This window comes from Streptomyces sp. NBC_01296 (genome assembly GCF_035984415.1).
In the GTDB taxonomy this organism is placed as follows: domain Bacteria; phylum Actinomycetota; class Actinomycetes; order Streptomycetales; family Streptomycetaceae; genus Streptomyces.
Map to the genome: position 1 here is coordinate 2,574,740 of NZ_CP130720.1, position 23,712 is coordinate 2,598,451.

The following is a 23,712-nucleotide window of genomic DNA, read 5'->3' on the forward strand; positions in this document are numbered from 1 at the left end:
GAAAATCAGAGAAGAAGAGAGCTCACCAGGAGACGGGCAGGCTCTTTACCGCGAAGACGGAACCCTTGAGCCGGAGCGGCACCTCATCGACGGCAACGGCCAACCGGAGGTCGGGGAACGCCTGGAGGAGAGCCGACAGGCCGGCGCGCAGTTCGACGCGCGCCAGGTTCTGGCCCAGGCACTGGTGGATGCCGAAGCCGAACGCCACGTGGCCCGAGGTGTCGCGATCGATGTCCAGCTGCGCCGGGCACCCGAATTTGGCCGGGTCGCGGTTGGCCGCAGGCAGCGACACCGTGACGGTGTCCCCCTTCTTGACCAGCTCGCCGTCCAGCTCGATGTCCTCCAACGCAGTGCGGTACATCTCGTACTGGTTGATGGTGATGTAGCGGAGGAGCTCCTCGACGGCGGCGTCGAGCTTCGACGGGTCCGCACGGAGGGCCGCCAACTGGTCCGCGTGGTGCAGCAGGGCGAAGACCCCGACGGCCAGTGCGTTCTCCGTGGTCTCGTAGCCCGCGAACAGCAGGAGGGTGACGATGTTGCACACCTCTTCGGTGGTCAACTCCCCGTCGGCGACGAGCCGGCTGATGAGGTCGTCTCCGGGCTGCTTCCGCTTTCCTTCCACGACCTCGACGATGAACGGCGTCAGCTGCGCGAACGCGGCTCCGACCTCTTCCTGCGTCGAGTCCGGGTCGTGCAGGACGGCCGGTGCGTGGGCGTACCGGTCGCGTTCCTCGTAGGGCAGGCCGACCATTTCGGACAGCACCCTCAGGACCAGCGGCTCGGCGAAGTTCGCCACCAGGTCCACCGGACCGCCGTGCTCGCGCATCACGGCGATCTGCTCGGCGGCCACGGCCTCGACGCGCGACGTCAGCCGGTTCGCCCGGCGGGCGGTGAACTCGGCCGTCAGCAGGCGCCGGTACCGGGTGTGGTTCGGCGGGTCCATGTGGATGAACATCCCCGGGATCTCCGGAGAGGAGCCGACGGCCGGCTCTCCGAAGCGCGTCACCGGGAAGTGGAAGTTCTCGAGGTTGTGGCTGAACCTCGGGTCGCTGAGGACCTTGCGCACCAGCTCGTGACTGGTGGCGATCCAGCCGACGTGCCCGTCGGGGTACACCATGCGCGCGAGCGGACGCTCTTCACGCAGGGAATCGAATATGGCAGGGGGATCGAACTGATGGGTCCGGTCCCAATGCTCCTCGAAGGAAATTGCGTCGCTCATGGAGTCCTTCTCAATCGAGACTGCACATCGGAAAGGGCCGGGGTTACTGGGCCAGCTTTCCGAGAGTGTCGTACGCATTCGCCAGGGAGGCTTCGGCCAACGGCTTGAGATGCGCCATCTGCGGCGCGGCTGCCGCCATCGTGAACTCGGCGGTCACGAAGGTCAGGTCCTCGCCGAGACCGATCGCCTCCATAATCGCCTTCAGATAGGACCGCTGGAAGTCGTGCCCCTCACGCGGCGTTCCCGGCGCGTACGAACCGCCCCTCGACAAAATCGCCACGACCGACTTTCCGCTGAGCGGACCGGACTGCCCGGGCCGGACCATGTGGGCCGGGTGGACGACACGGTCCAGCCACGACTTGAGGGTCGACGGGACCGAGAGGTTGTGCATGGGAACGCCGAGGACCAGCACGGACGCCTCGAGCACCTCCTGGGTGATCGCCGCGGTGAGCTCCTGCTCCTGCGCACTCTGACCGTGGTCGCTGTCCGGGTAGACGAGGGCCTGGTGCACGGGGTGCGTGATGTGGGGTACCGGCTGGGCTGCCACGTCGCGATAAACATAGCCACCACCAGGGTGGTTGTTACGCCACTCTTCAGCGAAATAGGCTGACAGTTGCCTCGATACGGATTCGGCACCGACACTCGAGTCAATGTGCAGGAGGTGTGACATGCGGACGTCCCCTTAGCGATCGGGAAATGTACGTCTACACATCCCGCGACATTTCGATTCATCGCGAGGGTGCAGCCTTGATCTCTCAGGCCAGACTAGGTCGGGCCCCGACGGCAAAACATCCCTCAGCCTGGTAGGGCCGGCAGGCGGCGCCGGAGAAATGGCGAAGCTCCTGGTGGACGGTGTCGCGACCGAGGTCCACCGTTTCTCCAGGAGCTTCGCGTACGGCCGGGTCCGAGGCCGGTCGAGATCGCTGCGCCTCAGCCGGCGGGCGCTGCCAGATCCACGGGCCGGCCGGTCCTCGCCGAAGCGCGGGCCGCTTGGACGATCCGGAGCGTACGCACCCCGGCCGCGCCGTCCGGGCCGGCTCCGCGTCCCTCGCCGACCGCGGCGACGAACTCGCCGAGCATGACCGCGTACAGGTCGCTCCCGCCCGCTTCCCACCGTTCACCGGCCGTGGCGGCGTCGAACCCGCCGAGCAGCCGCGGGCGGGCATGGAACTCCACGCTCGCCCGGTCACCGATGAAGCTCATCGTCGGTCCGTCCACGGCAGACGGGTGCGCTGCCACGCTCCGGCTGCAGTCGATGGACGCGACCGTTCCGCTCGGATAGCGCACCGTGACAAGAGCCGCGCTCGGGGCGTCCGGGTCGTTGCCGAGGAGGCTGTTCGCCTGTGCGTACACCTGCTCCGCGGGCTCCCCGCCGAGCACCGCATCCACCATGTCGAGCAGGAAGGCGGCGTCGGCGCCCAGCGCTCCGCCATCCTCCCGTTCCCCGGTCGCAGGGCTGTTGTACGCCCCGTGAAGGGTCGTCAGCCTGCCGATGGCCGTACCGTCGGCGAGCCCTTCGCGCACGGCGGTGAAGGCCGGACCGAAGCAGGCCGGTGACACGAGCGTCAGCCGCACCCCGGCGTCCTCACAGGCGCGCACCATGGCCCGGACGTCCGCCTCCTCGGCTGCCATCGGCTGCTCGCACAGCACGTGCGCCCCGGCCGCCGCCGCCCGCTCGACCAGTTCGCGGCGGCGGTCGGTCTCGCTCGTGACCACCACCGCCCCGGGGCGCAGCGCGAACACCTCGTCCCAGCTGCCCGCGTACGGCGCGTCGAGCTGCCGGGCCACGGCGTGCCCCCGAGCCGGATCATCCGGCGAACCGTCAGGGTCCGCGATGACCAGGTCGACGCCGGGCATGTCGTTCAACAGCCGGGCGTACGTCGCGGCGCGCTCGTGCGCGAACGACAACACAGCGACCTTCATGCGGCCCCCTTCACGGTCAGTTCCACGGCACGCCCGGTCCATGCGGACTCCGCGGCGGCCTGGGTGATACGGATGGCGGCCAGCGCGTCCCGCGGCCCCAGACGAGGCTCCGGCCCGCCCAGGAACCCCTCGGCGAACTCGCGGATTTCGGAGACGAACGGCTTCTCCCCGAAGTGCCCGAAGTGGGGGGCCGCGTCGCCGAACACCCGGATCTCCTGAGGCCATTCGGAGTCGTAGTGCACCGTCCCGCCCGTGCCCGAGACGCGGTAGGTGAGGCGGAAGGGCGGTTGCGGCGTCGCCGTCCACCGGCCCACGACCTGGCTGAGCGCGCCGCTGGCGTGGGTGAGGACGACGGTTGCGACGCCGACGGCCCCGGTCGGGGCCGGAGCGGCGATCTCACCCTGATAGGAGGCGTGCACCCGTACGACGTCCCCGAAGACCCAGTAGGCGATGTCGACGCCGTGCAGCAGCTGATCGGTCAGGATCCCGCCCGAACGCGCGGACGCGTGGCCGGTCCAGGGCCGCGGGTGGTAGCCGGCGACGGTGAACCGGGCGACCGTGCCCGTACCCAGGCTGCCTGCTGCCACCAGCTCGTGGAGCCGGGCGTAGGCCGGGGCGAACCGTACGTTGTGGGTCGGGTAGAGCCGTACGCCGGCCTGCTCCGCCGCGGCGACGATCTCCTCCGCCTCGGCCGTGCTGGCCGCCAGCGGCTTCTCGCAGACCACCCCCACACCCGCGGCAATGGCGGTCATGGCGATGTCGTAGTGGCTGTCCGTCGGGGTGCAGATGTCCACGGCGTCCGCGCCGTCCAGCGCTTCGTCCAGGGAACCGACGGCCTTGGCGCCGAATTCGTGTGCGAGTTCCTCGGCGCGTCCGTCGGTGGAGTAGACGCGCACGGACGCCCCGACGGTGGTCCACGCGTCCAGATGGAAGCGTGCTATCAGTCCTGCGCCGATCAGTGCTACTTCAAGTTGCCGCATGGCATCCCCAGCCCTTTTTCCCGCTGCCGACCGTCAAGTGAAGCCTTCGGATGGCGTGCTGCTGCGGACGGCCAACAGGAAGGTCACTCCCGGCACGGCTGCCGACGCCCTGCACGTCTGAAGCCTGATCAGTCTCGCGCGCACCGCTGGTCGGGGGCCATCACCAACGTGGGTAGTCCCAGCAAGGGACCGGCCGGATCGCCTTCGCGCGGGCGGTCAGCCGTGGTTGACGGGGAGGACGTCCGGGGAGAGGGCGCCGGCGTGGGCGGCGGCCGAGGTCATCCGCTTGCGGTGGTGGCGGCGGCAGAGAACCTCGTAGCCGATCTCCTCCGCCGGGCGGTTCACGTCCCCGACGACGACCTGGGCACCCTCCACGACCATCTCGCCGCCCACCGTACGGGCGTTGTGCGTGGCGCGGGCACCGCACCAGCACAGGGCCTCCACCTGCAGCTGTTCGAGGCGGTCCGCCAGCTCGATCAGACGCTGGGAGCCCGGGAAGAGCTTGGTGCGGAAGTCGGTCGTGATCCCGAAGGCGAAGACGTCCATGTCGAGGTCGTCCACGATCCGCGCCAGCTGGTCGATCTGCTCGGGGGCGAGGAACTGCGCCTCGTCCACGATCACGTAGTCCGCCTTGCCGCCCTTGGACAGCTGCGCGACCAGGTACGCGTACAGGTCCATCCCCTCCGGCGCCTCGACCGCCTCGGTCACCAGACCCAGGCGCGAGGACAGCTTGCCCTCGCCCGCCCGGTCGTCCCGCGTGAAGATCACGCCCTGGAGCCCCCGCGCATCGCGGTTGTGGGCGATCTGGAGCGCCAGAGTGCTCTTTCCGCAGTCCATCGTTCCGGAGAAGAACACCAGCTCGGGCATGGGAAGTACGGGACCTTTCGGGTCGTGGGCGGCAGGGGCGGGGCGGGGAAGAAGGGTCGGTCAGGTGCGGATCTCGAGCAGCGGGACCAGCTGCTCGGCCGCCGTCATGGAGCCGTGCATGCCGACGAGGGCGGACTCGTTGGGCTCCTTGCGCGAGGCGGTGATGGCCACATCTGCCTGGGCGGCCGCGACCACGTCGCCGATCCGGCCGAGCACGCGCTCGTCGCACTCCCCCGGCGCGCCGAACCAGCCCCGTTCCAGGGCCTCTTCACGGCTCGCGATCCAGAACCGGTCGCCCAGCACCTCGCGCCACACCGTCAGGACGTCGGCCTCGGCGCCCGGTACGGCGTACACGTGCCGGGCCCGGCCCTCGCCGCCGAGCAGGGCCACGCCCGCGCCCAGCTCCCAGTCCTCGTCGAAGTCGATCCGGGAGTCCTCGTCGAAGGGGACGTCCACCATGCCGTGGTCGGCGGTCACGTACAGCGCCGTACGCGGCGGGAGTTGCTCGGCGAGCCGCTGCACCAGCCGGTCGACGTACATCAGCTGGCCGCGCCAGGCGTCGGAGTTCACGCCGTGCCGGTGGCCGGCCCCGTCGAGCTCGCTGTAGTACGTGTACACCAGCGAGCGGTCGCCGGCTGCGAGGCGCTCGGCCGCGAGGTCCATCCGCTCCTCGCCGGTCATCCGGCCGAGGAAGGTGCCGCCGCTCAGCGCGATCTTGGTGAGCGGGGTGGTCTGGAACGCGGGCGAGGAAACCTGCGCCGTCGCCACCCCCGCCTTGTCGGCCTGCTGGAAGACGGTCGGGTACGGCTGCCAGGGCTTCGGCTGGGTCCAGGGGTACCAGCGGAGCTGGTTCATCAGCTCGCCGGTGGCCGGATTGCGCACGGCGTAGCCGGGCAGGCCGTGCCGCGCGGGCGGCAGGCCGGTGCCGACGGAGGCCAGCGAGGTGGCGGTGGTCGCCGGGAAGCCTGCCGTTATCGGCCGGCCGGAGCCGCCGCGCGAGCTGCCGAGGAGGGAGTTCAGGTACGGGGCCTCGTCCGGGTGGGCCTTGATCTGCTCCCAGCCCATGCCGTCGACCAGGAACACGCAGTTCCGGTCGGCCGGGGTCAGCTCGGCGATGGCGGCGGTGAACCCGGGGACGCCCTGGCCTGCCACGAGGGTCGGCAGCAGGTCGGCGAGCGAGCCGGTGCCGTACTCCGGAACGGGGGCGCCGGCGAGGTCCAGCAGCTCCGGCTCGTCCCAGTTCGACGGTGCGGAATAGGCCATCAGCGGGCGGAGGTGGAGGTGGCTGCCGTTGCTTCGCTGAGTGCCTGCGCGAAGACGAGGGTCTGGCGGACCGCCTCCGGGCCGTCGCCGGCCTCGCTGACGCGCAGGCTGAGGTCGTCGGCGGTGGAGTTGCCGGTGTAGCCGTGGTCGGAGTCGCAGTTCGGGTCGCCGCAGGCGGCGGGCTCCAGGTCGATCCGCGAGACCGCGCCCCAGCCGATGGTCAGGACGACCTCGCGGGGCAGGGTGCCGGGGGTGTACGACTCGGGGTTGGCGACGACGCGGCTGAGCACCACGGAGGAGATCGCGCCGATCTTGACCGACTCGGTGGAGGTGGTCGCGTACGGGGACGGGGACCCGGCGTCGGCGGCCTGCTCGTCGGTGTGGCTCACGATGAAGCGGTTGCCGGTCAGGACCAGGACGGTGACGTGCCGGCGCACCTCGTTGGAGTCGAAGGTCGTCTCCTGGTGGACCAGGTACGACGAGATCGGCTCGCCGCCCACCGCGGCCTCCACGGCCTCGGCCACGAGGGCCGGGTAGTAGCCGCTGCGCTCGATCGCCGTGCGCAGCCCCTGGGTCGTCGTACCGGATTTCGCCATGGGGTCCATCCTAAGGCCCGTACGGGGCACCCCGGGCGCGCAGTGTCCGTCTTCCGGACCGGGCCGGACCCGCTCAGTAGCTGGGGAGTGTCCGGGGGCCGAGATCGGTGCGCGCCGGCGGACGGGCCACCCGGACCGTCGCGCTGAGCACGGAGAGGCCCTCCGTGGCGACGACCACGGGCTCGAGGGTGACTCCCACCACTTCGGGGTGGTCGTCCACGAGCCGGGACAGCCGCAGCAGGAGCTCCTCGAGGGCCGGGGTGTCCACGGGGTCGCTGCCGCGCCAGCCGAAGAGGAGGGGAGCGGTCCGGATGGACCGGATCAGCCCGGCGGCGTCCCGCTCGGTGGCCGGGACGAGCCGGTGGGCGGTGTCGCCGAGCAGCTCGGAGGCGACGCCGGCGAGCCCGAAGGAGAGGACGGCTCCGGCGGCGGGGTCGATGACGGACCGCACGACGGTGTCGACCCCGCGCGGCACCATGGCCTGGACGACGGGGAGCAGCTCGCCGGGCGTCCCGAGGAGGTCGGTGAGCTCCTCGTACGAGCGGCGCAGATCGGCCTCGGTCGCGAGGTCGAGGCGTACGCCGCCGAGGTCCGCGCGGTGGCGCAGGTGCGGGGCGGTGGTCTTGAGGGCGACGGGGTAGCCCATGGCCCGGGCGGCCCGGACCGCGTCGTCCGCGGTGGGCGCGGGCAGGGTGGGGAGCACCCGGATCCCGTACCGGGCGAGCAGTGCGGCCGCGTCGGCCTCGGTGAGGGTGAGGACGGCGTCGCCGGCGTCCGCCAGGAGGCCGGCGAGCTGGGCGGCGGCTCCGGCCTCGTCGATGTCCTCGTACTCGGGAACCTGCCCGGCCTCGGCGTTGGCCCGCCGCCACTGCCCGTACCGGACGGCCTCGGCGACGGCCCGTACGGCCCGCTCGGCTGCCGGGTACGCCGGGATCCGCACGCCGGCGCCGCCGGCGTCCCCGCTCGCGCCTCCGGCCCCGTCGGCGTTCGAGGCGCGGGGGCGCGGGGGCAGAGCCCCCGGAAGCGGCGCCGCGCCCGACGACTCCGGCCGCACCGGCTCGGGCCGGACCCCGGCCCCCGGAAGGCCCCCCGCCGGGGACAGGGCGTCGACGAGCTCCGCCAGCTCCACGTGCACCACCGCCACCGGCTTGCCGGGATGCCCCGCCACCGCATCCCGCAGGGCTTCGGCCAGGTCGTCCTGCGGCTCCTGCTCGTTCACCCACGGAATCACGGTGACGATCACGGCATCGTTCTCGGCGGAGCCCAGCGCCGCCCCCAGCGCTTCTCGGAAGTCCTCCGGCGTCGCCGCCGTGGTCAGGTCCAGCGGGGCCCCCGGCCGCAGCCCCTGCGTGAGGCAGGCGTCGTACGTGAGGACACCCAGCGACTCCGAGTTGCCGAGGATCGCCACGCGCGGCCCGGCCGGCAGCGGCTGCGAGGCCAGCAGCAGCCCGACGTCCACCAGCTCCGTCACGGTGTCGACGCGGATCACCCCGGCCTGCCGCAGCAGCGCCGAGACCGTGGTGTCCGGGAGCCTGGTCCCGGGGACCACGTGCCCGGCCGGGGTGTGGCGGCCGCCCTTCGCGACGACCACCGGCTTCACGGCTGCCGTCCGCCGCGCGAGCCGGGTGAATTTCCGCGGGTTGCCCAGGGTTTCGAGGTACATCAGCGCGACGTCGGTGGCCTCGTCCTCGTACCAGTACTGCAGGATGTCGTTGCCGGAGACGTCCGCCCTGTTGCCCGCCGAGACGAAGGACGACAGGCCCTCGCCGCGCCGCAGCAGCGCGGAGAGCAGCGAGATGCCGATCGCCCCGGACTGGGTGAACAGCCCGATGCGGCCCCGGACCGGCGCGGGCGCCGGGGTCAGGGAGGCGTTGAGTCCGACCTCCGGCGCGGTGTTGATCACGCCGTACGCGTTCGGCCCGATCAACCGCATCCCGTACGAGCGCACCTGGCGCACCAGTTCGCGCTGCCGGTCGAGCCCGGCCGCGCCGCTCTCCCCGTAGCCGGCGGAGAGCACCACCAGCCCCTGCACCCCGTGCTCGCCGCACGCGGCCACGGCCTCGGGGACGCGCTCGGCGGGGACGGCGATCACCGCGAGGTCGACCGGGGAGTCGATGTCGCCGAGCCCGCGGTAGGCCCGTACGCCGTCCAGCAGGTCGGTGGTGACGGCCTCGTTCACGGCGTACAGGTGGCCCTGGAAGCCGCCGTCGCGCAGGTTCCGCAGCACCGCCGCGCCGACTCCCCCGCCGGAGCGGCTGACTCCGATCACCGCCACCGAGCCGGGGGCCAGCAGCCGCTGCACGGAGCGGGCCTCGGCACGCTGTTCGCGGGCGCGCTGCACGGCCAGGGACTCGGCGGTGGGTTCGAGGTCGAGGGTGAGGTGGACGGAGCCGCCCTCGAAGCTGCGCTTCTGCTGGTAGCCGACGTCGGTGAAGACCTTGATCATCTTGCTGTTGGCGGGCAGCACCTCGGCCGCGAACCGGCGGATGCCCCGCTCGCGGGCGACCGCGCCGATGTGCTCGAGGAGGGCGGAGGCGACTCCGCGGCCCTGGTGGGCGTCCTGGACGAGGAAGGCCACCTCGGCCTCGTCGGCGGGGGCGGAGGCGGGCCGGCCGTCGGGGCCGATCCGGTCGTAGCGGACGGTGCCGATGAACTCCTCGCCGACGGTCGCCGCGAGGCCGACCCGGTCCACGTAGTCGTGGTGCGTGAAGCGGTGCACGTCGCGGTCGGACAGCCGGGGGTAGGGCGCGAAGAAGCGGTAGTACTTCGACTCGTCGGAGACCTGCTCGTAGAAGCTGACCAGCCGGCCCGCGTCCTCCGTGGTGATCGGCCTGATCCGGGCGGTGCCGCCGTCACGCAGGACGACGTCCGCTTCCCAGTGGGCCGGGTACGAGGGGTCCGACGCGGTGGTCATGCGGCGATCTTAAGGCCCGGACCGGCCGGACAGCTCCTGCGCGGCGCGCGAGGCAAGTAGGGACAAACAAGTGCAAGCTGGGGTACGTCGAACGGCAGAGGATCCGAACCTGAGGCCGGTCGGAGCATTCGAGGCGTCGTGAGAGACTGGTCTAGACAACCGTAAGAACCTGAAGGGCATCACCATGGCAGAGCGCCGCGTCAACGTCGGCTGGGCCGAGGGCCTGCACGCTCGTCCCGCCTCGATCTTCGTCCGCGCGACGACCGCTTCCGGCGTCCCGGTGACCATCTCGAAGGCCGACGGGAACCCCGTCAACGCCGCGTCCATGCTCGCGGTGCTGGGCCTCGGCGCCCAGGGCGGCGAGGAGATCATCCTCGCGTCCGACGCCGAGGGCGCCGAGGCGGCGCTGGACCGCCTCGCCAAGCTGGTCGCCGAGGGTCTCGAGGAGCTCCCCGAGACCGTCTGACCCTTCGGGTTCACCCCCGGACATGCGACGAAGCCGCGGCCGCCGGAATTCCGGAGCCGCGGCTTCCTCGTTTTCGGGAATTCCATCGTCCGTGCCGGGAGACCGCGAATGCACCGCCAATGCGCCGTGAATTCGGCCGCCGCCTCCACAGTAATACGCGCTATTTGTTAATGCGGACCGCCCGACATGTTTACGGCATGTTGCGAAGTCCTCACGCGCAGCCGGTGCGCCCCGGCCGCCCGGTCCGCGTGGATCGCCGTCAGCGCCCGCGCCCGCTCGGCGTCCCCGCGCGCCACCGCGTCCACGATCGCCCCGTGCTCCGCCCAGGACTCCACAGGCCGGGCCGGCGCCTCCACGGCGTACATCCACGCGACCTTGTGCCGCATCTGCGTCAGCAGCGCGATCAGCCCGGGGCTGCCGGAGGCCTGGGCGAGGGTCTCGTGGAACCAGCCCCCCAGGGACCGCAGATCCTCGCCCTGGCCCCGCCTGGCCCGCTCCTGGCCCAGTCTGACCAGCCCGCGCAGCACCTTCAGGTGGGCCTCGGTACGCCGGCGGGCGGCCCGGGCCGCCGCCAGCGGCTCGATCAGCATCCGCAGTTCCAGGAGGTCGGCCGCCTCCTGCTCGGTGGGCTCGGCGACGCAGGCGCCCGCATGCCGCCGGGTGGTGACGAAGCCCTCGGACTCCAGGGTCCGCAGCGCCTCGCGGACGGGGACGCGGGAGACCCCGTACCGGCGGGCCAGCAGCTCCTCGGTCAGCCGGCCGCCCGGCTCGAAGACTCCGGAGACGATGTCGTCGCGGATTGCCGTGCATACCGCGTGCGCAGGAATACGCAAGTCCGGACCTCCGCCTATTTCCGACTGCCGACGCCATTGCCGCGACCGTGCTCGGATCGTACTGGGACTCTATTGCAACACGCGATGTTTTCCGAGCGCGGACGGAAATCGCGAATATTTACAGCCACAATGCGGCCGCTTGCGGCCACAACGCGAAGGCCCCGGCTCGGGGAGCCGGGGCCTTCGGTGAAGTGCTGCGGGTCAGACGTCGACGCCGTGGTTGCGCAGGTACGCGACCGGGTCGATGTCCGAGCCGTACTGGGCGCCGGTACGGGCCTCGAAGTGCAGGTGCGGGCCGCTGGAGTTGCCGGTGGAGCCCGACAGGCCGATCTGCTGGCCCGGGGTGACCTGCTCGCCGACGGAGACGTCCAGCGAGGTCATGTGGCCGTACTGGGTGTAGGTGCCGTCGTTGTGCTTGATGACGACGTTGTTGCCGTACGCCCCGCCCCAGCCGGCCTCGACCACGGTTCCGGCGCCCACCGCGTGCACCGAGGTGCCGGAGGCCGCGTGGAAGTCGATGCCGGTGTGGCTGCCGGAGGACCACATGCCGCCGCCCGCGTGCCACTGGGTGCTGATGTAGGAGCCGTCGACGGGGGCGACGAAGGTGTTGAGGCGCTTGCGCTCCTCCTCGCGGGCGGCGCGCTCGGCGGCCTCGCGCTCGGCCTTCGCCTTCTCCTCGGCCTTCTGCTTGGCCTCGGCGGCGCGCGCCTTCGCGTCGGCCTCCGCCTTCGCCTTGGCAGCCGCGGCCTCTGCCGCGTGCTCCTGGGCCTCGGCCTGGGCCTCGATCTGGACCGGCAGGTCCTCGGCCGTCACGACGGCGTTCAGGCCGGTGTCCTCCATGGAGGGGGCCTTGTCCGACGCGGCGAACGCCGGGCCTGCGAGGGAGCCGACGACACCGGTGGTGGCGAGGGCGGCTATGCCGGCGTAGCCGGCGGTCTTGCGGCTCAGACGACTGGAACCACGGTGCTTACCGGCGGCACGACTGCCAAACGCCATGAAGGGGCTGATCCTTTCCTTCCTTCTCGCCTACCGGGTTAGCTGACGGGTTCGGAGCAGGAAGGTCTCCTACGGGCCCCCTCTGACGAGGCGGTCCGATTCACCCCAGGGACACATGTGGGTCCCCGGCTCCCCAGGCTCGCGCCTGACGGGGACTCGGCGATCGCTGCCCGGTGCCGCGGATGCGGCGCGTACAACTGACGGACAGCACGGCCGACGCTAGGCGGATCATCAGTCAATCGCCAAACAGACACGCCTTTTTGTTGCGTACGCCACACCGCATACAAGCAACCTCTCCACTAAACAGACAAAAAGGGCTCCGGTGGACAAGCCACCGGAGCCCCTTGGGATGTCCGTCAGTTGGTGACGACGGTGACCTCACCGATCCCCAGCGCCCGCACCGGCGCCTCGATCTGCGAGGCGTCGCCCACCAGGACGGTGACCAGGCGGTCCACCGGGAAGGCGGCCAGGACGGCCGAAGTCGCCTCCACCGTGCCCGTTTGGGCCAGCTGCGCGTACAACCGGGCCTGGTAGTCGTCCGGAAGCTCCTGCTCGACCTGGTCGGCGAGCGTGCCGGCGACGGCCGCGGCCGTCTCGAACTTCAGCGGGGCCACGCCCACCAAGTTCTGCACCGCCACGTCCCGTTCGGCATCGGTCAGGCCGCCCTCCGCGAGGGTGCGGAGCACCTTCCAGAGGTCGTCGAGCGCCGGGCCCGTGTTGGGGGTGTCCACGGAGCCGCTGATGGCGAGCATCGAGGCGCCCTTGCCGTCGGCGGTGGAGCGCAGCACCTGGCCGAAGGCGCGCACGCCGTACGTGTAGCCCTTCTCCTCGCGCAGCACCTTGTCCAGGCGCGAGGTGAGGGTGCCGCCCAGGCAGTACGTGCCGAGCACCTGCGCCGCCCAGACCCGCTCGTGCCGGTCCGGCCCGATCCGGCCGATGAGCAGCTGCGTCTGGACCGCGCCGGGCCGGTCCACGATGACCACGCGGCCGGTGTCGTCGGCGGTCACCGGCGGCACCGGGAGGGCCGCGGCGGTGTTGCCCGTCCAGGTGCCCAGGGTGTCCGCCAGTACGGCGTCCAGGTCGATGCCGGTCAGGTCGCCGACGACCACCGCGGTGGCGGTGGCGGGGCGTACGTGCGCCTCGAAGAAGGCGCGCACGGCCGCGGAGTCGATCCGGGCGACCGTCTCCTCGGTGCCCTGGCGCGGGCGGGACATCCGCAGCGTGGCCGGGAAGAGCTGCCGGGAGAGCTCCTTGGCGGCGCGGCGCTGCGGGTTGGCCAGCTCGTGCGGGATCTCGTCGAGCCGGTTGCGCACCAGGCGGTCGACCTCGCTGTCGGCGAAGGCGGGCGCGCGCAGCGCCTCGGCGAGCAGGCCCAGCGCCTTGGCCAGCCGGGAGGCCGGGACCTCCAGGGAGACCCGCACGCCCGGGTGGTCGGCGTGCGCGTCGAGCGTGGCGCCGCAGCGCTCCAGCTCGGCCGCGAACTCCTCGGCGGAGTGCTTGTCGGTGCCCTCGGAGAGCGCGCGGGCCATGATGGTCGCGACGCCGTCCAGGCCCGCGGGCTCAGCGTCCAGCGGGGCGGCGAGGTTGACCTCGACCGCGACGACCTGCTGGCCGGGGCGGTGGCAGCGCAGCAGGGTCAGCCCGTTGGACAGCGAGCCCCGCTCGGGCGCCGGGAAGGCCCAGGGCCGGGCCTGGCCGGCCTGCGGCTGCGGGTGGAAGGTCATCGTGACGGCTGCGGTGTCGCTCACTGCTCCGCCCCTTCGGTCTCGTCGTTCTCGTCGGCCTCTGCCGGGAGCGGCTCGTACACCAGCACCGCGCGGTTGTCGGGGCGCAGTCGGGCCGCGGCCACGGCCTGCACCTCCTCGGCGGTGATGTCAAGGACCCGCTGGACGGCGCTGAGCGCCAGCTGCGGGTCGCCGAACAGTACGGCGAAGCGGCAGAGTTCGTCGGCGCGGCCGGCCACCGTGCTCAGCCGGTCCAGCCACTCGCGCTCCAGCTGCGCCTGGGCGCGCTCCATCTCCTCGGCCGTCGGGCCCTCGGCGGCGAACCGCGCGAGCTCCTCGTCGACGGCCGCCTCGATGTCGGGCACCTCGACCCCGCTGGAGGTCTTCACGTCCAGCCAGCCCAGCGAGGGCGCTCCGGCGAGCCGCAGCATGCCGAAGCCGGCCGCGACGGCGCTCTGGTCGCGGCGTACCAGGCGGTTGTGCAGCCGGGAGGACTCGCCGCCGCCCAGGACGGTCAGCGCCACGTCGGCGGCGTCGCACTCGCGGGTGCCGTCGTGCGGGAGCCGGTAGGCGGCCATCAGCGCGCGGGCCGGGACCTCCTCGACGATCTCCTCGCGCAGCTGCTCGCCCATGATCTCGGGCAGCGCGCCGTCGCGCGGCGGCTGCTTGCCGTCGTGCCCGGGGATGGTCCCGAAGTACTTCTCGATCCAGGCGAGCGTCTGCTCGGGGTCGATGTCGCCGACGACCGACAGCACCGCGTTGTTGGGCGCGTAGTACGTACGGAAGAAGGTGCGGGCGTCCTCCAGGGAGGCTGCGTCCAGGTCGGCCATGGAGCCGATCGGGGTGTGGTGGTACGGGTGGCCCTCGGGGTACGCCAGGGCGGTCAGCTTCTCGAAGGCCGTGCCGTACGGGACGTTGTCGTACCGCTGGCGGCGCTCGTTCTTGACGACGTCGCGCTGGTTCTCCATGGACTCGTCGTCCAGGGCTGCCAGCAGCGAGCCCATCCGGTCCGCCTCGAGCCAGAGCGCGAGCTCCAGCTGGTGGGTCGGCATGGTCTCGAAGTAGTTGGTCCGCTCGAAGCTGGTCGTGCCGTTGAGCGAACCGCCGGCGCCCTGGACGAGCTCGAAGTGGCCGTTGCCGGGTACGCTCGCCGAGCCCTGGAACATCAGGTGCTCGAAGAGGTGAGCCAGACCGGTTCGCCCCTTGACTTCATGGCGCGAGCCTACGTCGTACCAGAGGCAGACCGCGGCGACCGGGGTCAGGTGATCCTCGGAGAGCACCACGCGCAGGCCGTTGGCCAGCCTGTGCTCGGTCGCTGTGAGGCCGCCGGAGCCGGCCTGGGCTGTGGCCGTGTGACCCATGGGCATGTGGTCCCTTCGATCGCGATGCAGAGATTTCCGTCAGACCTGCCACTGTATGCAAGCGCGTCGGGGACCGGAGAAGTTCCCGGCTCAGACCTGGGTCGGAGTCGGCGTTGTCGGTGCCTCGGGCCACAATGGTCCGCGACAACCCCCGTCAGCCCCTGTCACACCACCCGCCACACCACCCGCAAGACCCCCAGCACACCTTCTTTCTTGGTTAAGGAGCCGCGCAGCGATGGCCCGCCGCAGCACGAAGACCCCGCCGCCGGAGGATTTCGAGGAGAAGATCCTCGACATCGACGTCGTCGACGAAATGCAGGGCTCCTTCCTCGAGTACGCGTACTCGGTGATCTACTCCCGCGCCCTGCCCGACGCCCGCGACGGCATGAAGCCGGTGCACCGGCGCATCGTCTACCAGATGAACGAGATGGGCCTGCGCCCCGACCGCGGCTACGTGAAGTGCGCCCGCGTCGTCGGCGAGGTCATGGGCAAGCTGCACCCGCACGGTGACGCGTCGATCTACGACGCCCTCGTGCGCATGGCCCAGCCCTTCTCGATGCGGCTGCCGCTGGTCGACGGCCACGGCAACTTCGGTTCGCTCGGCAACGACGACCCGCCGGCCGCGATGCGTTACACCGAGTGCAAGATGGCGGATGCCACGTCGCTGATGACGGAGTCGATCGACGAGGACACCGTCGACTTCACCGCCAACTACGACGGCCAGGAGCAGGAGCCGGTCGCGCTGCCCGCGGCGTACCCGAACCTGCTGGTCAACGGCGCCTCCGGGATCGCGGTCGGCATGGCCACCAACATGCCCCCGCACAACCTGGGCGAGGTCATCGCGGCCGCCCGCCACCTGATCCGCTACCCGCAGGCGGACCTGGAGGCGCTGATGCGCTTCGTGCCGGGTCCGGACCTGCCCACGGGCGGCCGGATCGTGGGCCTCTCGGGGATCAAGGACGCCTACGAGAACGGTCGCGGCACGTTCAAGATCCGCGCGACGGTCGCGGTGGAGAACGTGACGGCGCGCCGCAAGGGCCTGGTCGTCACCGAACTGCCCTTCACGGTCGGCCCCGAGAAGGTCATCGCGAAGATCAAGGACCTGGTCGGCTCCAAGAAGCTCCAGGGCATCGCGGACGTCAAGGACCTCACGGACCGCTCGCACGGCCTGCGCCTGGTCATCGAGATCAAGAACGGCTTCCACCCCGAGGCCGTGCTGGAGCAGCTGTACAAGCTGACGCCGATGGAGGAGTCCTTCGGCATCAACAACGTCGCGCTGGTCGACGGCCAGCCGCTGACGCTCGGCCTCAAGGAGTTGCTCGAGGTCTACCTCGACCACCGCTTCGAGGTCGTGCGGCGCCGCAGCGAGTTCCGCCGCAGCAAGCGGCGCGACCGGCTGCACCTGGTCGAGGGCCTGCTGGTGGCCCTGATCGACATCGACGAGGTCATCCGGATCATCCGGGACAGCGACAACTCGGCGCAGGCGAAGGAGCGGCTCATCGAGCGCTTCTCGCTGAGCGAGATCCAGACCCAGTACATCCTGGACACCCCGCTGCGCCGGCTCACCCGTTTCGACCGGATCGAGCTGGAGTCCGAGCGCGACCGCCTCACGGGCGAGATCGACGAGCTGACCGGGATCCTCGAGTCCGACACGGAGCTGCGCAAGCTGGTCTCCACGGAACTCGCGGCGGTCGCGAAGAAGTTCGGCACCGAGCGCCGTACGGTCCTGCTGGAGTCGGCGGGCACGGCCGTCGCCGCGGTTCCGCTGGAGGTCGCGGACGACCCGTGCCGGGTCCTGCTGTCCTCGACGGGCCTGCTGGCGCGCACCGCCAACGGCGAGGCGCTGCCGGAGGAGGAGGGCGGCGCCCGCGCGAAGCACGACCTGATCGTCTCGCAGGTCGCCGCGACCGCCCGGGCCGATGTCGGCGTGGTCACCTCGTACGGGCGCCTGCTGCGGCTGTCGGTGATCGACCTGCCGCAGCTGCCGGACACCCACGCCGCGCCGAACCTGGCGGGCGGCGCCCCGGTCGCGGAGTTCCTCTCCGGGCTGGAGGCGGACGAGAAGGTGATCTGCCTGACCTCGCTGGACGAGTCCTCGCAGGGCCTGGCCCTGGGCACCGAGCAGGGCGTGGTCAAGCGGGTCGTGCCGGACTACCCGGCGAACAAGGACGAGCTGGAGGTCATCACCCTCAAGGAGGGCGACCGGATCGTCGGCGCGGTCGAACTGCGCACGGGCGAGGAGGACCTGGTCTTCCTCACCGACGACGCCCAGCTGCTGCGCTACCCGGCGGGCCAGGTGCGCCCGCAGGGCCGCCCCGCTGGCGGCATGGCGGGCATCAAGCTCTCCGAGAACGCCAAGGTGATCCACTTCTCGGCGATCGACCCGGCACGGGACGCCGTGGTGTTCACGGTGGCGGGCTCGCAGGGGACGCTGGACGACTCGATGCTGTCCGGAAAGCTCACCCCGTTCGACCAGTACCCGCGCAAGGGCCGGGCCACCGGCGGCGTGCGCTGCCAGCGGTTCCTGAAGGGCGAGGACCTGCTGGTGCTGGCCTGGGCCGGCAACGCGCCGGTCCGCGCGGCCGCGGCGAACGGCACTCCGGCCGAACTGCCGCCCGTGGATCCGCGCCGCGACGGCTCGGGTGCCGCACTGCCCGCGGTCGTCGCCGCTCTGGCGGGCGGCGCGCTGTAGGACGTACGGCGGCGGCATTCGGGTGGTGCGACCGGGGGGACGTACCACCCGAATGCCGACTAGTGTTTTCCCGTTGGTGCTTGTGGTGGGGGCGGGGGAAAACTGATGGGCCGTCAGTCGAGCGGGATGATCGGGGACTGGGCCGAGGCCCAGCGCAGGCAGCAGCGGACGCAGGTGATCCAGCAGCGCGAGGCGGAGCGCCGGCGGCGGGCGTGGGACCGGGACGTGGCCCGGGGCGAGCGCGAACAGCAGGCCGCCTACCGGCAGCATCGCGAGGCCGAGGCGCGGCGTCGCACGGAGGGCATAGAGGCCGAGGTCGCGGCGCTGCAGAACCTGTTGGTCACGGGCTGCGGGGCAACGGAATTCCGGATGGCCTCGCTCGTACGGAGCGAGGAGCTCGAACCGTTCCGTCCGGGGTCGTTGGGGCATCCGGTGGCGCTCCCCCGCATCGAGCAGTTCCTCCAGCAGAGCAGTGGCATGGCGCTGGGTTCCTACCGGCGGGCCCAGGCGGAGCACGAGGCGCACGCCCAGTACACCCGGGCTCATCAGAAGGCGAGAGCTGCGGAGACGCGACGCCAACAGCAGCTCGCCGAGCACCGGCAGCAGTACGACCGGTGGGCGGCCGAGCAGCTCGCAGCGATCCGCGCGCACAACCGCGGGCTGAGCGAGCTGGCCGGAAGGCTTCGCTCCGGCCAGGCGGAGGCCGCGGTGGAGTACTTCTCGGCCGCCTTGTACGCCTCCACGGCCTGGCCCGAGGAGCTGCCGCGGCAGGTCTCGGCCTCGTACGACCAGGCGGCCCGGCAGCTGGTGCTCGACTGGGAGCTGCCCCGCTTCGGGGTGGTGCCAGAGGCCAAGGCGGTGCGGTACCAGCCGAGCACGGACCAGGACAGGGAGACCGCCCGCCCCGCCACGCAGCGACGGGCCCTGTACCGGGACCTGCTGGCCCAGTGCGTACTCCTGGTGGTGCGCGAGCTCTACGCCGCGGACGAGTTCGGCGCGCTGGACTCGGTGGTCGTCAACGGCTTCGTGGACGACCACGATCCGGCGACGGGCCGGGAAGCGCAGATCGTCCTCGCCACGGTGTCGGCGGCACGGTCCGCCTTCGAGGGGCTCCGGCTGGAACAGGTCAGCGCGGTGGACTGCCTGTCGGATGGGCTGCGCGGGCAGCTGTCGGCGCGCCCAGACCAGCTGACGGCGGTACGCCCCGGGCGGCGGCCCGACGAGGTCGGCGGAGGCGTCGTCAGCCACGGCGGGATCGCGGGCGACGGGGACGAGGACGAGCCGGACCTCTTCGCGATGGACCCGATCGCCTTCGAGAACCTGGTGGCGGAGCTCTTCCGGGCGATGGGCATGGAGGCGGTGACCACGCAGCGGTCGGGCGACGGCGGGGTGGACGTGGAGGCGCTGGACCCGGCGCCGATCCGGGGCGGGCGGATCGTCGTCCAGGTCAAGCGCTACCGGAACACGGTGCCGCCGACGGCCGTGCGTGATCTGTACGGCACGGTCCAGGACAAGGGGGCGAACAAGGGGGTGCTGGTCACCACCGCGTCCTTCGGTCCCGGGTCGTACACCTTTGCCAACGGCAAGCCGCTGGAGTTGGTTCCCGGGGCGGACCTGGTTGAGCTGCTCCACCAGTACGGGCTGCGCGGCCGGCTCGGCGGCGGTCCGGCGCAGCGCGCGCCCGAACCGCCCGCCGCCCCTTCGGCGGACCACAACGTGCTCGGCATGTCCTGGACGGGCGCGGTCGCCCTGGACGTGTGCGCCCTCGTCTGCGCGGGCAACCGGGTGCTGAGCGAGGACCACTTCGTGTTCTTCAACAACCCGCGGACCCCCGACGGTTCGGTACGGGCCCGCGCCCACTCCGCCCCCGACAAGGCGGCGCTGGAGGTCTCCTTCGACGCCCTTCCCGAGCCCGCCGACCGCCTGGTCCTCGTTGCCGCGATCGACCCGGAGGTCGATCCGCACGCCGACCTCGCCGGGTTCACCGACGCCCACATCCGCCTGCTGTCCGCCGGCGGCGAGGAACTCGGCCGGCTGGACGTCTCCGACGGGCGCGCCGGCGAAACCGCTCTGGTCCTCGGCTCGTTCCGGCGCCGTTCCAGCGGCGACTGGGACTTCGTGATCGGCGGCAAGGGCTACCGCGGCGGCCTGGAGGACCTGTTGAGCGAGTATGGCGTCGAGGTCGCCTGATCAATCGGAGTCGGGATCGCCGTACGGATCGGGCTCGTACGGCTCCGGCTCCGGCTCCGGCTCCGGCTCGGCGTCCGCCTGCGCGGGGCGGTCGACGTAGCGCAGGATGCCCCACATGCTCTCCGGGGGCGCGTGCTGCGGAGCCGGTTCGCGGCAGGCCTCCAGTTCGCGGAGCAGGGCGGCGCCGTCCGTACCGGCGCCGATCAGGACCAGCCGGCTCCGGCGCGGCTCGCCGCGGTCCCAGGGGCCCGGCACGAAGCGGAGGAAGCGGCCCACGGCGTGGACCTCGTAGCGCTCCTCGTGGCCGGGGACGCCGAAGTGGACATAGCCCTTGATCCGGTACAGCCCGGCCGGGCGGCGGTCGAGGAAGTCGATGAACCGGCGCGGGTTCAGGGCCTGCTCCGACTCGAACTCGGTGCTCTCGTAGACCGTGTGGGCGTGCCCGGTGTGGTCCTCGTCCTCCGTGTCCTCCGCGTGGTCCGCGTCGTCCGCGTCCCTCGCCTGCGAGATCAGGTCCTCGAAGGACAACTGGCCCCGCGTCTCGGTCCACGGCCGCCGGTCGAAGAGCAGCTCCGGGTCGATCCGGCCGTGGTCGGCGGCCACCACCGGCGTGCCGGGGCAGAGCGCGCCCAGCTCGGCCCCGATCCGGGCGAGGCCGGCCGGCTCCACCCGGTCGGTCTTGTTCAGCACCACCAGGTCCGCGACGGCCAGGTGGCGGTCGGACTCCGGGTGCTTGGCCCGGGTCGCGTCGAACTCCGCCGCGTCCACGACCTGCACCAGCCCGCCGTACCGGATCGCCGGGTTCTCGCTGGCCACCAGCATCCGGATCATTTCCTGGGGCTCGGCCAGCCCGCTCGCCTCGATGACGATCACGTCGATCCGGTGGACGGGCGCGGAGAGCTTCTCCAGGTACGCGTCCAGCTCGCTGCCGTCGACCGCGCAGCACAGGCAGCCGCCGCCGAGCGAGACCATCGAGTCGCCGACCTGGCCCGCCACGGCCATCGCGTCGATCTCGATCGAGCCGAAGTCGTTGACGACGACCCCGATCCGGGTGCCTCCCCGGTTGCCGAGGAGGTGGTTGAGCAGCGTCGTCTTGCCGGATCCGAGGAATCCGGACAGTACGACGACGGGAATCGGCTGGGCGGGCTGACTGCTGTTCACACGGCCGATCGTAGTCAGCCGAGCGCCGGAACCGGCTGCGGCGGGGTCGGGCCGACGTACCGGGCGGCCGGGCGGATGATCTTCGAGTCAGCGGCCTGCTCCAGGATGTTCGCGCTCCAGCCGACCACGCGGGCCGCGCAGAACGTCGGGGTGAACATCTCGCGCGGCAGCCCGCACAGCTCCATGACCACGCCCGCGTAGAACTCCACGTTGGTGTGCAGCTCCCGCCCCGGCTTGAGCTCGGCGAGGATCTCCTCGACGTGCCGCTCGACCTCGACGGCGAAGTCCACGAGCGGGCCGCCGAAGTGCAGCGCGATGTTCCGCAGCATCCGCGAGCGCGGGTCCTCGGTGCGGTACACGGGGTGCCCGAAGCCCATGATCCGGTCCCCGGCGAGCACCCGTTCGCGGATCCACGGGTCGATGCGGTCCGCCGTGCCGATGGCGTCCAGGGTGTCCAGGGCCCGGCTGGGCGCACCCCCGTGCAGCGGCCCGGAGAGCGCGCCGATCGCCCCGGTGAGGCAGGCCGCCACGTCCGCGCCGGTGGAGGCGATCACGCGGGCGGTGAAGGTCGAGGCGTTGAAGCCGTGGTCGACGGTGGAGATCAGGTACTGCTCGACCGCCCGCGCCTTGACCGGGTCGGGCTCCTGCCCGGTGAGCATGTACAGGTAATTGGCGGCGTACGGGAGGTCCGCGCGCGGCTCGACCGGTTCCAGGCCCTGCCCCAGCCGGTGCAGCGCAGTGAGCAGGGTCGGTACGGCCGCGCAGGCGGCCAGCGCGTCCGCGGCCCGCCGCCCGGGGTCGAGGTCGTACACCGGCCGGAAGCCGGCGGATGCGCCGAGCAGCGAGAGCGCGGTCCGCAGCCCGGCGAGCGGGCCGGAGAGGGCGGTGGCCCGGGCGAGGCCGGGCAGCGCTTCGCGCACCGCGTCGGGCAGTCGGCGCAGCGGGGCGATCTCGGCGGCGAACGCGGCCCGCTCGGCGGCGTCGGCGGGCAGGGCGCCGCGGAACATCAGGTGCCACACGTCCTCGAAGCTGCGGCTCGCTGCGAGCTCGACGGCCGAGTACTGGCGGTAGTGGTAGAAGCCCTCACGGCCTCGGACGTCACCGAGTTCGGTCTCGGTGACCACGACTCCCGCGAGACCGCGGGGCACATCGACAGTGGTGTTCATGCATCGACCATCCATGATGGATTGAATCGTTGTCAATATTGATTGAATCAATATATGTAGGGTGGGCATCATGAATGACCAGGCGGAGGGCGAGCGCCGGATCAGCACCCGGCAGGCGGCGGAACTGCTGGGGGTGAAGCCCGCGACGGTGTACGCGTACGTCAGCCGCGGCCAGCTCACCAGCCGCCGCGACCCGGTCGGCCGGGGCAGCAGTTTCGATGCGCGCGAGGTGGAGGATCTGGCCCGGCGCACCCGGCGCGAGGCGGCGGCGCCCCCCGGCGCGGAGCTCTCCGTGCGCACCTCGCTCACGCTCATCGAGCCCGACCGGTACTACTTCCGGGGCGTGGACGCCGTCGAGCTGGCCTCGCGGCACCGCTACGAGGAGGTCGCCGAGTGGCTCTGGACCGGGACGCTGCCGAGCGGCGTGCGGTTCACCGCTCCCCCGCAGGTGCTTGCCGCGGCCCGGCGCGCGGTGGCCGCACTGCCCGAGCACAGCGGCCCGATCGACCGGCTGCGGGTGGCGACCGCGGCCGCCGCGGTGGCGGATCCGCTGCGCTTCGACCTGTCCGAGGAGGCCGTGCTGGGCTCCGCGCGCTGCCTGATCCCGACGCTGGTCGGCGCGCTGCCCGAGGTGGGCCCGCCCGGCTGGCGCGGGGACGGCCGGCTGGCCCGGCAGCTGTGGACCCGGCTGACGGCGCGCGAGCCGGATCCGCAGGCGCTGGCCGCGCTGGACCTGGCCCTCGCGCTGCTCATCGACCACGACCTGGCCGCCTCGACCCTCGCCGTACGGGTGGCCGCGTCGGCGCGGGCCCATCCGTATGCGGCGGTGTCGGCCGGCCTCGGCGCGCTCGAGGGCCCGCTGCACGGCGCGGCCGGACGGCTGGCGCACCGGATGCTGGTGGAAGCCCTGGAGCGGGGCGGGGCCGCGCCGGTGGTCGCGGACCATCTGCGGGCGGGGCGGCGGGTGCCCGGACTCGGGCACCGGCTGTACGAGGGCGAGGACCCGCGGGCGACGGCGCTGTTCGCGCGGCTGGAGGACGTGCCGCAGGCCGGGCCCGCGCTGGCGGCCGCCCGGGAGGTCGTCGCCACGACGGCGGCCCGGCGGGGCGGGCTGCACGCCAATGTCGACCTGGCGCTGGCGGTGCTGACGGTGTCCTGCGGGATGCCCGCCGAGGCCGGGGAGACGGTGTTCGCGGTGTCCCGGACGGCGGGCTGGATCGCGCACGCGCTGGAGGAGTACCAGGAGCGACCGCTCCGGATGCGCCCGAGCGGCCAGTACCAGGGCCCCCGCCCGCCACAGCCGATGCCGTGACCGGCCCACAGCCCACGAGCAGCGGGCAGCGGGCAGCGGGCAGCGGGAG

General features: G+C 72.0%; 18 protein-coding genes and 1 riboswitch. Of the genes, 4 read left to right on the forward strand and 14 right to left on the reverse strand.

Annotation, left to right across the window (positions count from 1 at the left end; translation table 11 throughout):
- Positions 1-22: 22 nt before the first annotated feature.
- The 8 genes from OG299_RS11475 to OG299_RS11510 all read right to left on the reverse strand — a co-directional run bounded on the left by OG299_RS11475 (position 23) and on the right by OG299_RS11510 (position 9,762).
- Positions 23-1,219: a cytochrome P450 gene (locus OG299_RS11475; RefSeq protein ID WP_327361440.1), complete on the reverse strand. Its 1,197-nt coding sequence runs from the start codon at positions 1,217-1,219 to the stop codon at positions 23-25.
- A 43-nt stretch (positions 1,220-1,262) separates the two neighbouring features.
- Positions 1,263-1,889 carry an FMN-dependent NADH-azoreductase gene (locus OG299_RS11480; protein WP_266635983.1) on the reverse strand — a complete coding sequence of 209 codons (627 nt, stop codon included), beginning with the start codon at positions 1,887-1,889 and terminating at the stop codon, positions 1,263-1,265.
- Positions 1,890-2,149: 260 nt separating this feature from the next.
- Positions 2,150-3,142 carry a Gfo/Idh/MocA family protein gene (locus tag OG299_RS11485; protein ID WP_327361441.1) on the reverse strand — a complete coding sequence of 331 codons (993 nt, stop codon included), beginning with the start codon at positions 3,140-3,142 and terminating at the stop codon, positions 2,150-2,152.
- Positions 3,139-4,122 (reverse strand): Gfo/Idh/MocA family protein, encoded by a 984-nt coding sequence (locus tag OG299_RS11490; RefSeq protein ID WP_327361442.1) that lies wholly within the window; start codon positions 4,120-4,122, stop codon positions 3,139-3,141. The genes OG299_RS11485 and OG299_RS11490 overlap by 4 nt, the downstream gene beginning before the upstream one ends.
- 216 nt (positions 4,123-4,338) lie before the next feature.
- A complete protein-coding gene (locus OG299_RS11495; RefSeq protein WP_327361443.1) occupies positions 4,339-4,989 on the reverse strand; it encodes a thymidine kinase in 651 nt (216 codons plus the stop codon).
- A gap of 60 nt (positions 4,990-5,049) precedes the next feature.
- Positions 5,050-6,252 (reverse strand): alkaline phosphatase family protein, encoded by a 1,203-nt coding sequence (locus OG299_RS11500; protein ID WP_327361444.1) that lies wholly within the window; start codon positions 6,250-6,252, stop codon positions 5,050-5,052.
- On the reverse strand, positions 6,252-6,857 hold the full coding sequence (locus tag OG299_RS11505; protein ID WP_078864899.1) for a DUF5998 family protein: 606 nt from the start codon (positions 6,855-6,857) through the stop codon (positions 6,252-6,254). The genes OG299_RS11500 and OG299_RS11505 overlap by 1 nt, the downstream gene beginning before the upstream one ends.
- Positions 6,858-6,921: 64 nt before the next feature.
- Complete coding sequence (locus OG299_RS11510; protein ID WP_327361445.1) at positions 6,922-9,762, reverse strand: bifunctional acetate--CoA ligase family protein/GNAT family N-acetyltransferase; 2,841 nt, start codon at positions 9,760-9,762, stop codon at positions 6,922-6,924.
- A 184-nt stretch (positions 9,763-9,946) separates the two neighbouring features.
- Here OG299_RS11510 and OG299_RS11515 point away from each other — a divergent pair, with 184 nt between their 5' ends.
- Positions 9,947-10,228: an HPr family phosphocarrier protein gene (locus OG299_RS11515; protein WP_266635998.1), complete on the forward strand. Its 282-nt coding sequence runs from the start codon at positions 9,947-9,949 to the stop codon at positions 10,226-10,228.
- Positions 10,229-10,395: 167 nt separating this feature from the next.
- Here the strand turns inward: OG299_RS11515 and OG299_RS11520 are convergent, their stop codons facing one another.
- From OG299_RS11520 to OG299_RS11535, 4 genes are all read right to left on the reverse strand, one after another.
- Positions 10,396-11,061 carry a GntR family transcriptional regulator gene (locus OG299_RS11520; protein WP_266636000.1) on the reverse strand — a complete coding sequence of 222 codons (666 nt, stop codon included), beginning with the start codon at positions 11,059-11,061 and terminating at the stop codon, positions 10,396-10,398.
- Between the two features lie 201 nt (positions 11,062-11,262).
- On the reverse strand, positions 11,263-12,057 hold the full coding sequence (locus OG299_RS11525) for a M23 family metallopeptidase (RefSeq protein ID WP_266636002.1): 795 nt from the start codon (positions 12,055-12,057) through the stop codon (positions 11,263-11,265).
- Between the two features lie 13 nt (positions 12,058-12,070).
- Positions 12,071-12,229: riboswitch (cyclic di-AMP (ydaO/yuaA leader) on the reverse strand.
- Positions 12,230-12,413: 184 nt separating this feature from the next.
- On the reverse strand, positions 12,414-13,781 hold the full coding sequence (locus OG299_RS11530) for a M16 family metallopeptidase (protein WP_266636419.1): 1,368 nt from the start codon (positions 13,779-13,781) through the stop codon (positions 12,414-12,416).
- Positions 13,782-13,801: 20 nt separating this feature from the next.
- On the reverse strand, positions 13,802-15,142 hold the full coding sequence (locus OG299_RS11535; protein ID WP_327361446.1) for a M16 family metallopeptidase: 1,341 nt from the start codon (positions 15,140-15,142) through the stop codon (positions 13,802-13,804).
- A 235-nt stretch (positions 15,143-15,377) separates the two neighbouring features.
- On the opposite strand from OG299_RS11535, the gene OG299_RS11540 reads away from it, so the two are divergent.
- Entirely contained in the window at positions 15,378-17,834 is a 2,457-nt protein-coding gene (locus OG299_RS11540; protein ID WP_266636006.1) for a DNA gyrase/topoisomerase IV subunit A, read from the forward strand.
- Positions 17,835-17,939: 105 nt separating this feature from the next.
- Positions 17,940-20,024 carry a restriction endonuclease gene (locus tag OG299_RS11545; RefSeq protein ID WP_327361447.1) on the forward strand — a complete coding sequence of 695 codons (2,085 nt, stop codon included), beginning with the start codon at positions 17,940-17,942 and terminating at the stop codon, positions 20,022-20,024.
- On the opposite strand, the gene OG299_RS11550 is transcribed toward OG299_RS11545, so the two are convergent.
- Entirely contained in the window at positions 20,025-21,185 is a 1,161-nt protein-coding gene (locus tag OG299_RS11550; protein ID WP_327361448.1) for a CobW family GTP-binding protein, read from the reverse strand.
- A gap of 14 nt (positions 21,186-21,199) precedes the next feature.
- Entirely contained in the window at positions 21,200-22,366 is a 1,167-nt protein-coding gene (locus OG299_RS11555; RefSeq protein ID WP_327361449.1) for a citrate synthase/methylcitrate synthase, read from the reverse strand.
- A 55-nt stretch (positions 22,367-22,421) separates the two neighbouring features.
- On the opposite strand from OG299_RS11555, the gene OG299_RS11560 reads away from it, so the two are divergent.
- Positions 22,422-23,663: a citrate synthase gene (locus OG299_RS11560; RefSeq protein ID WP_327361450.1), complete on the forward strand. Its 1,242-nt coding sequence runs from the start codon at positions 22,422-22,424 to the stop codon at positions 23,661-23,663.
- Positions 23,664-23,712 lie beyond the last annotated feature (49 nt).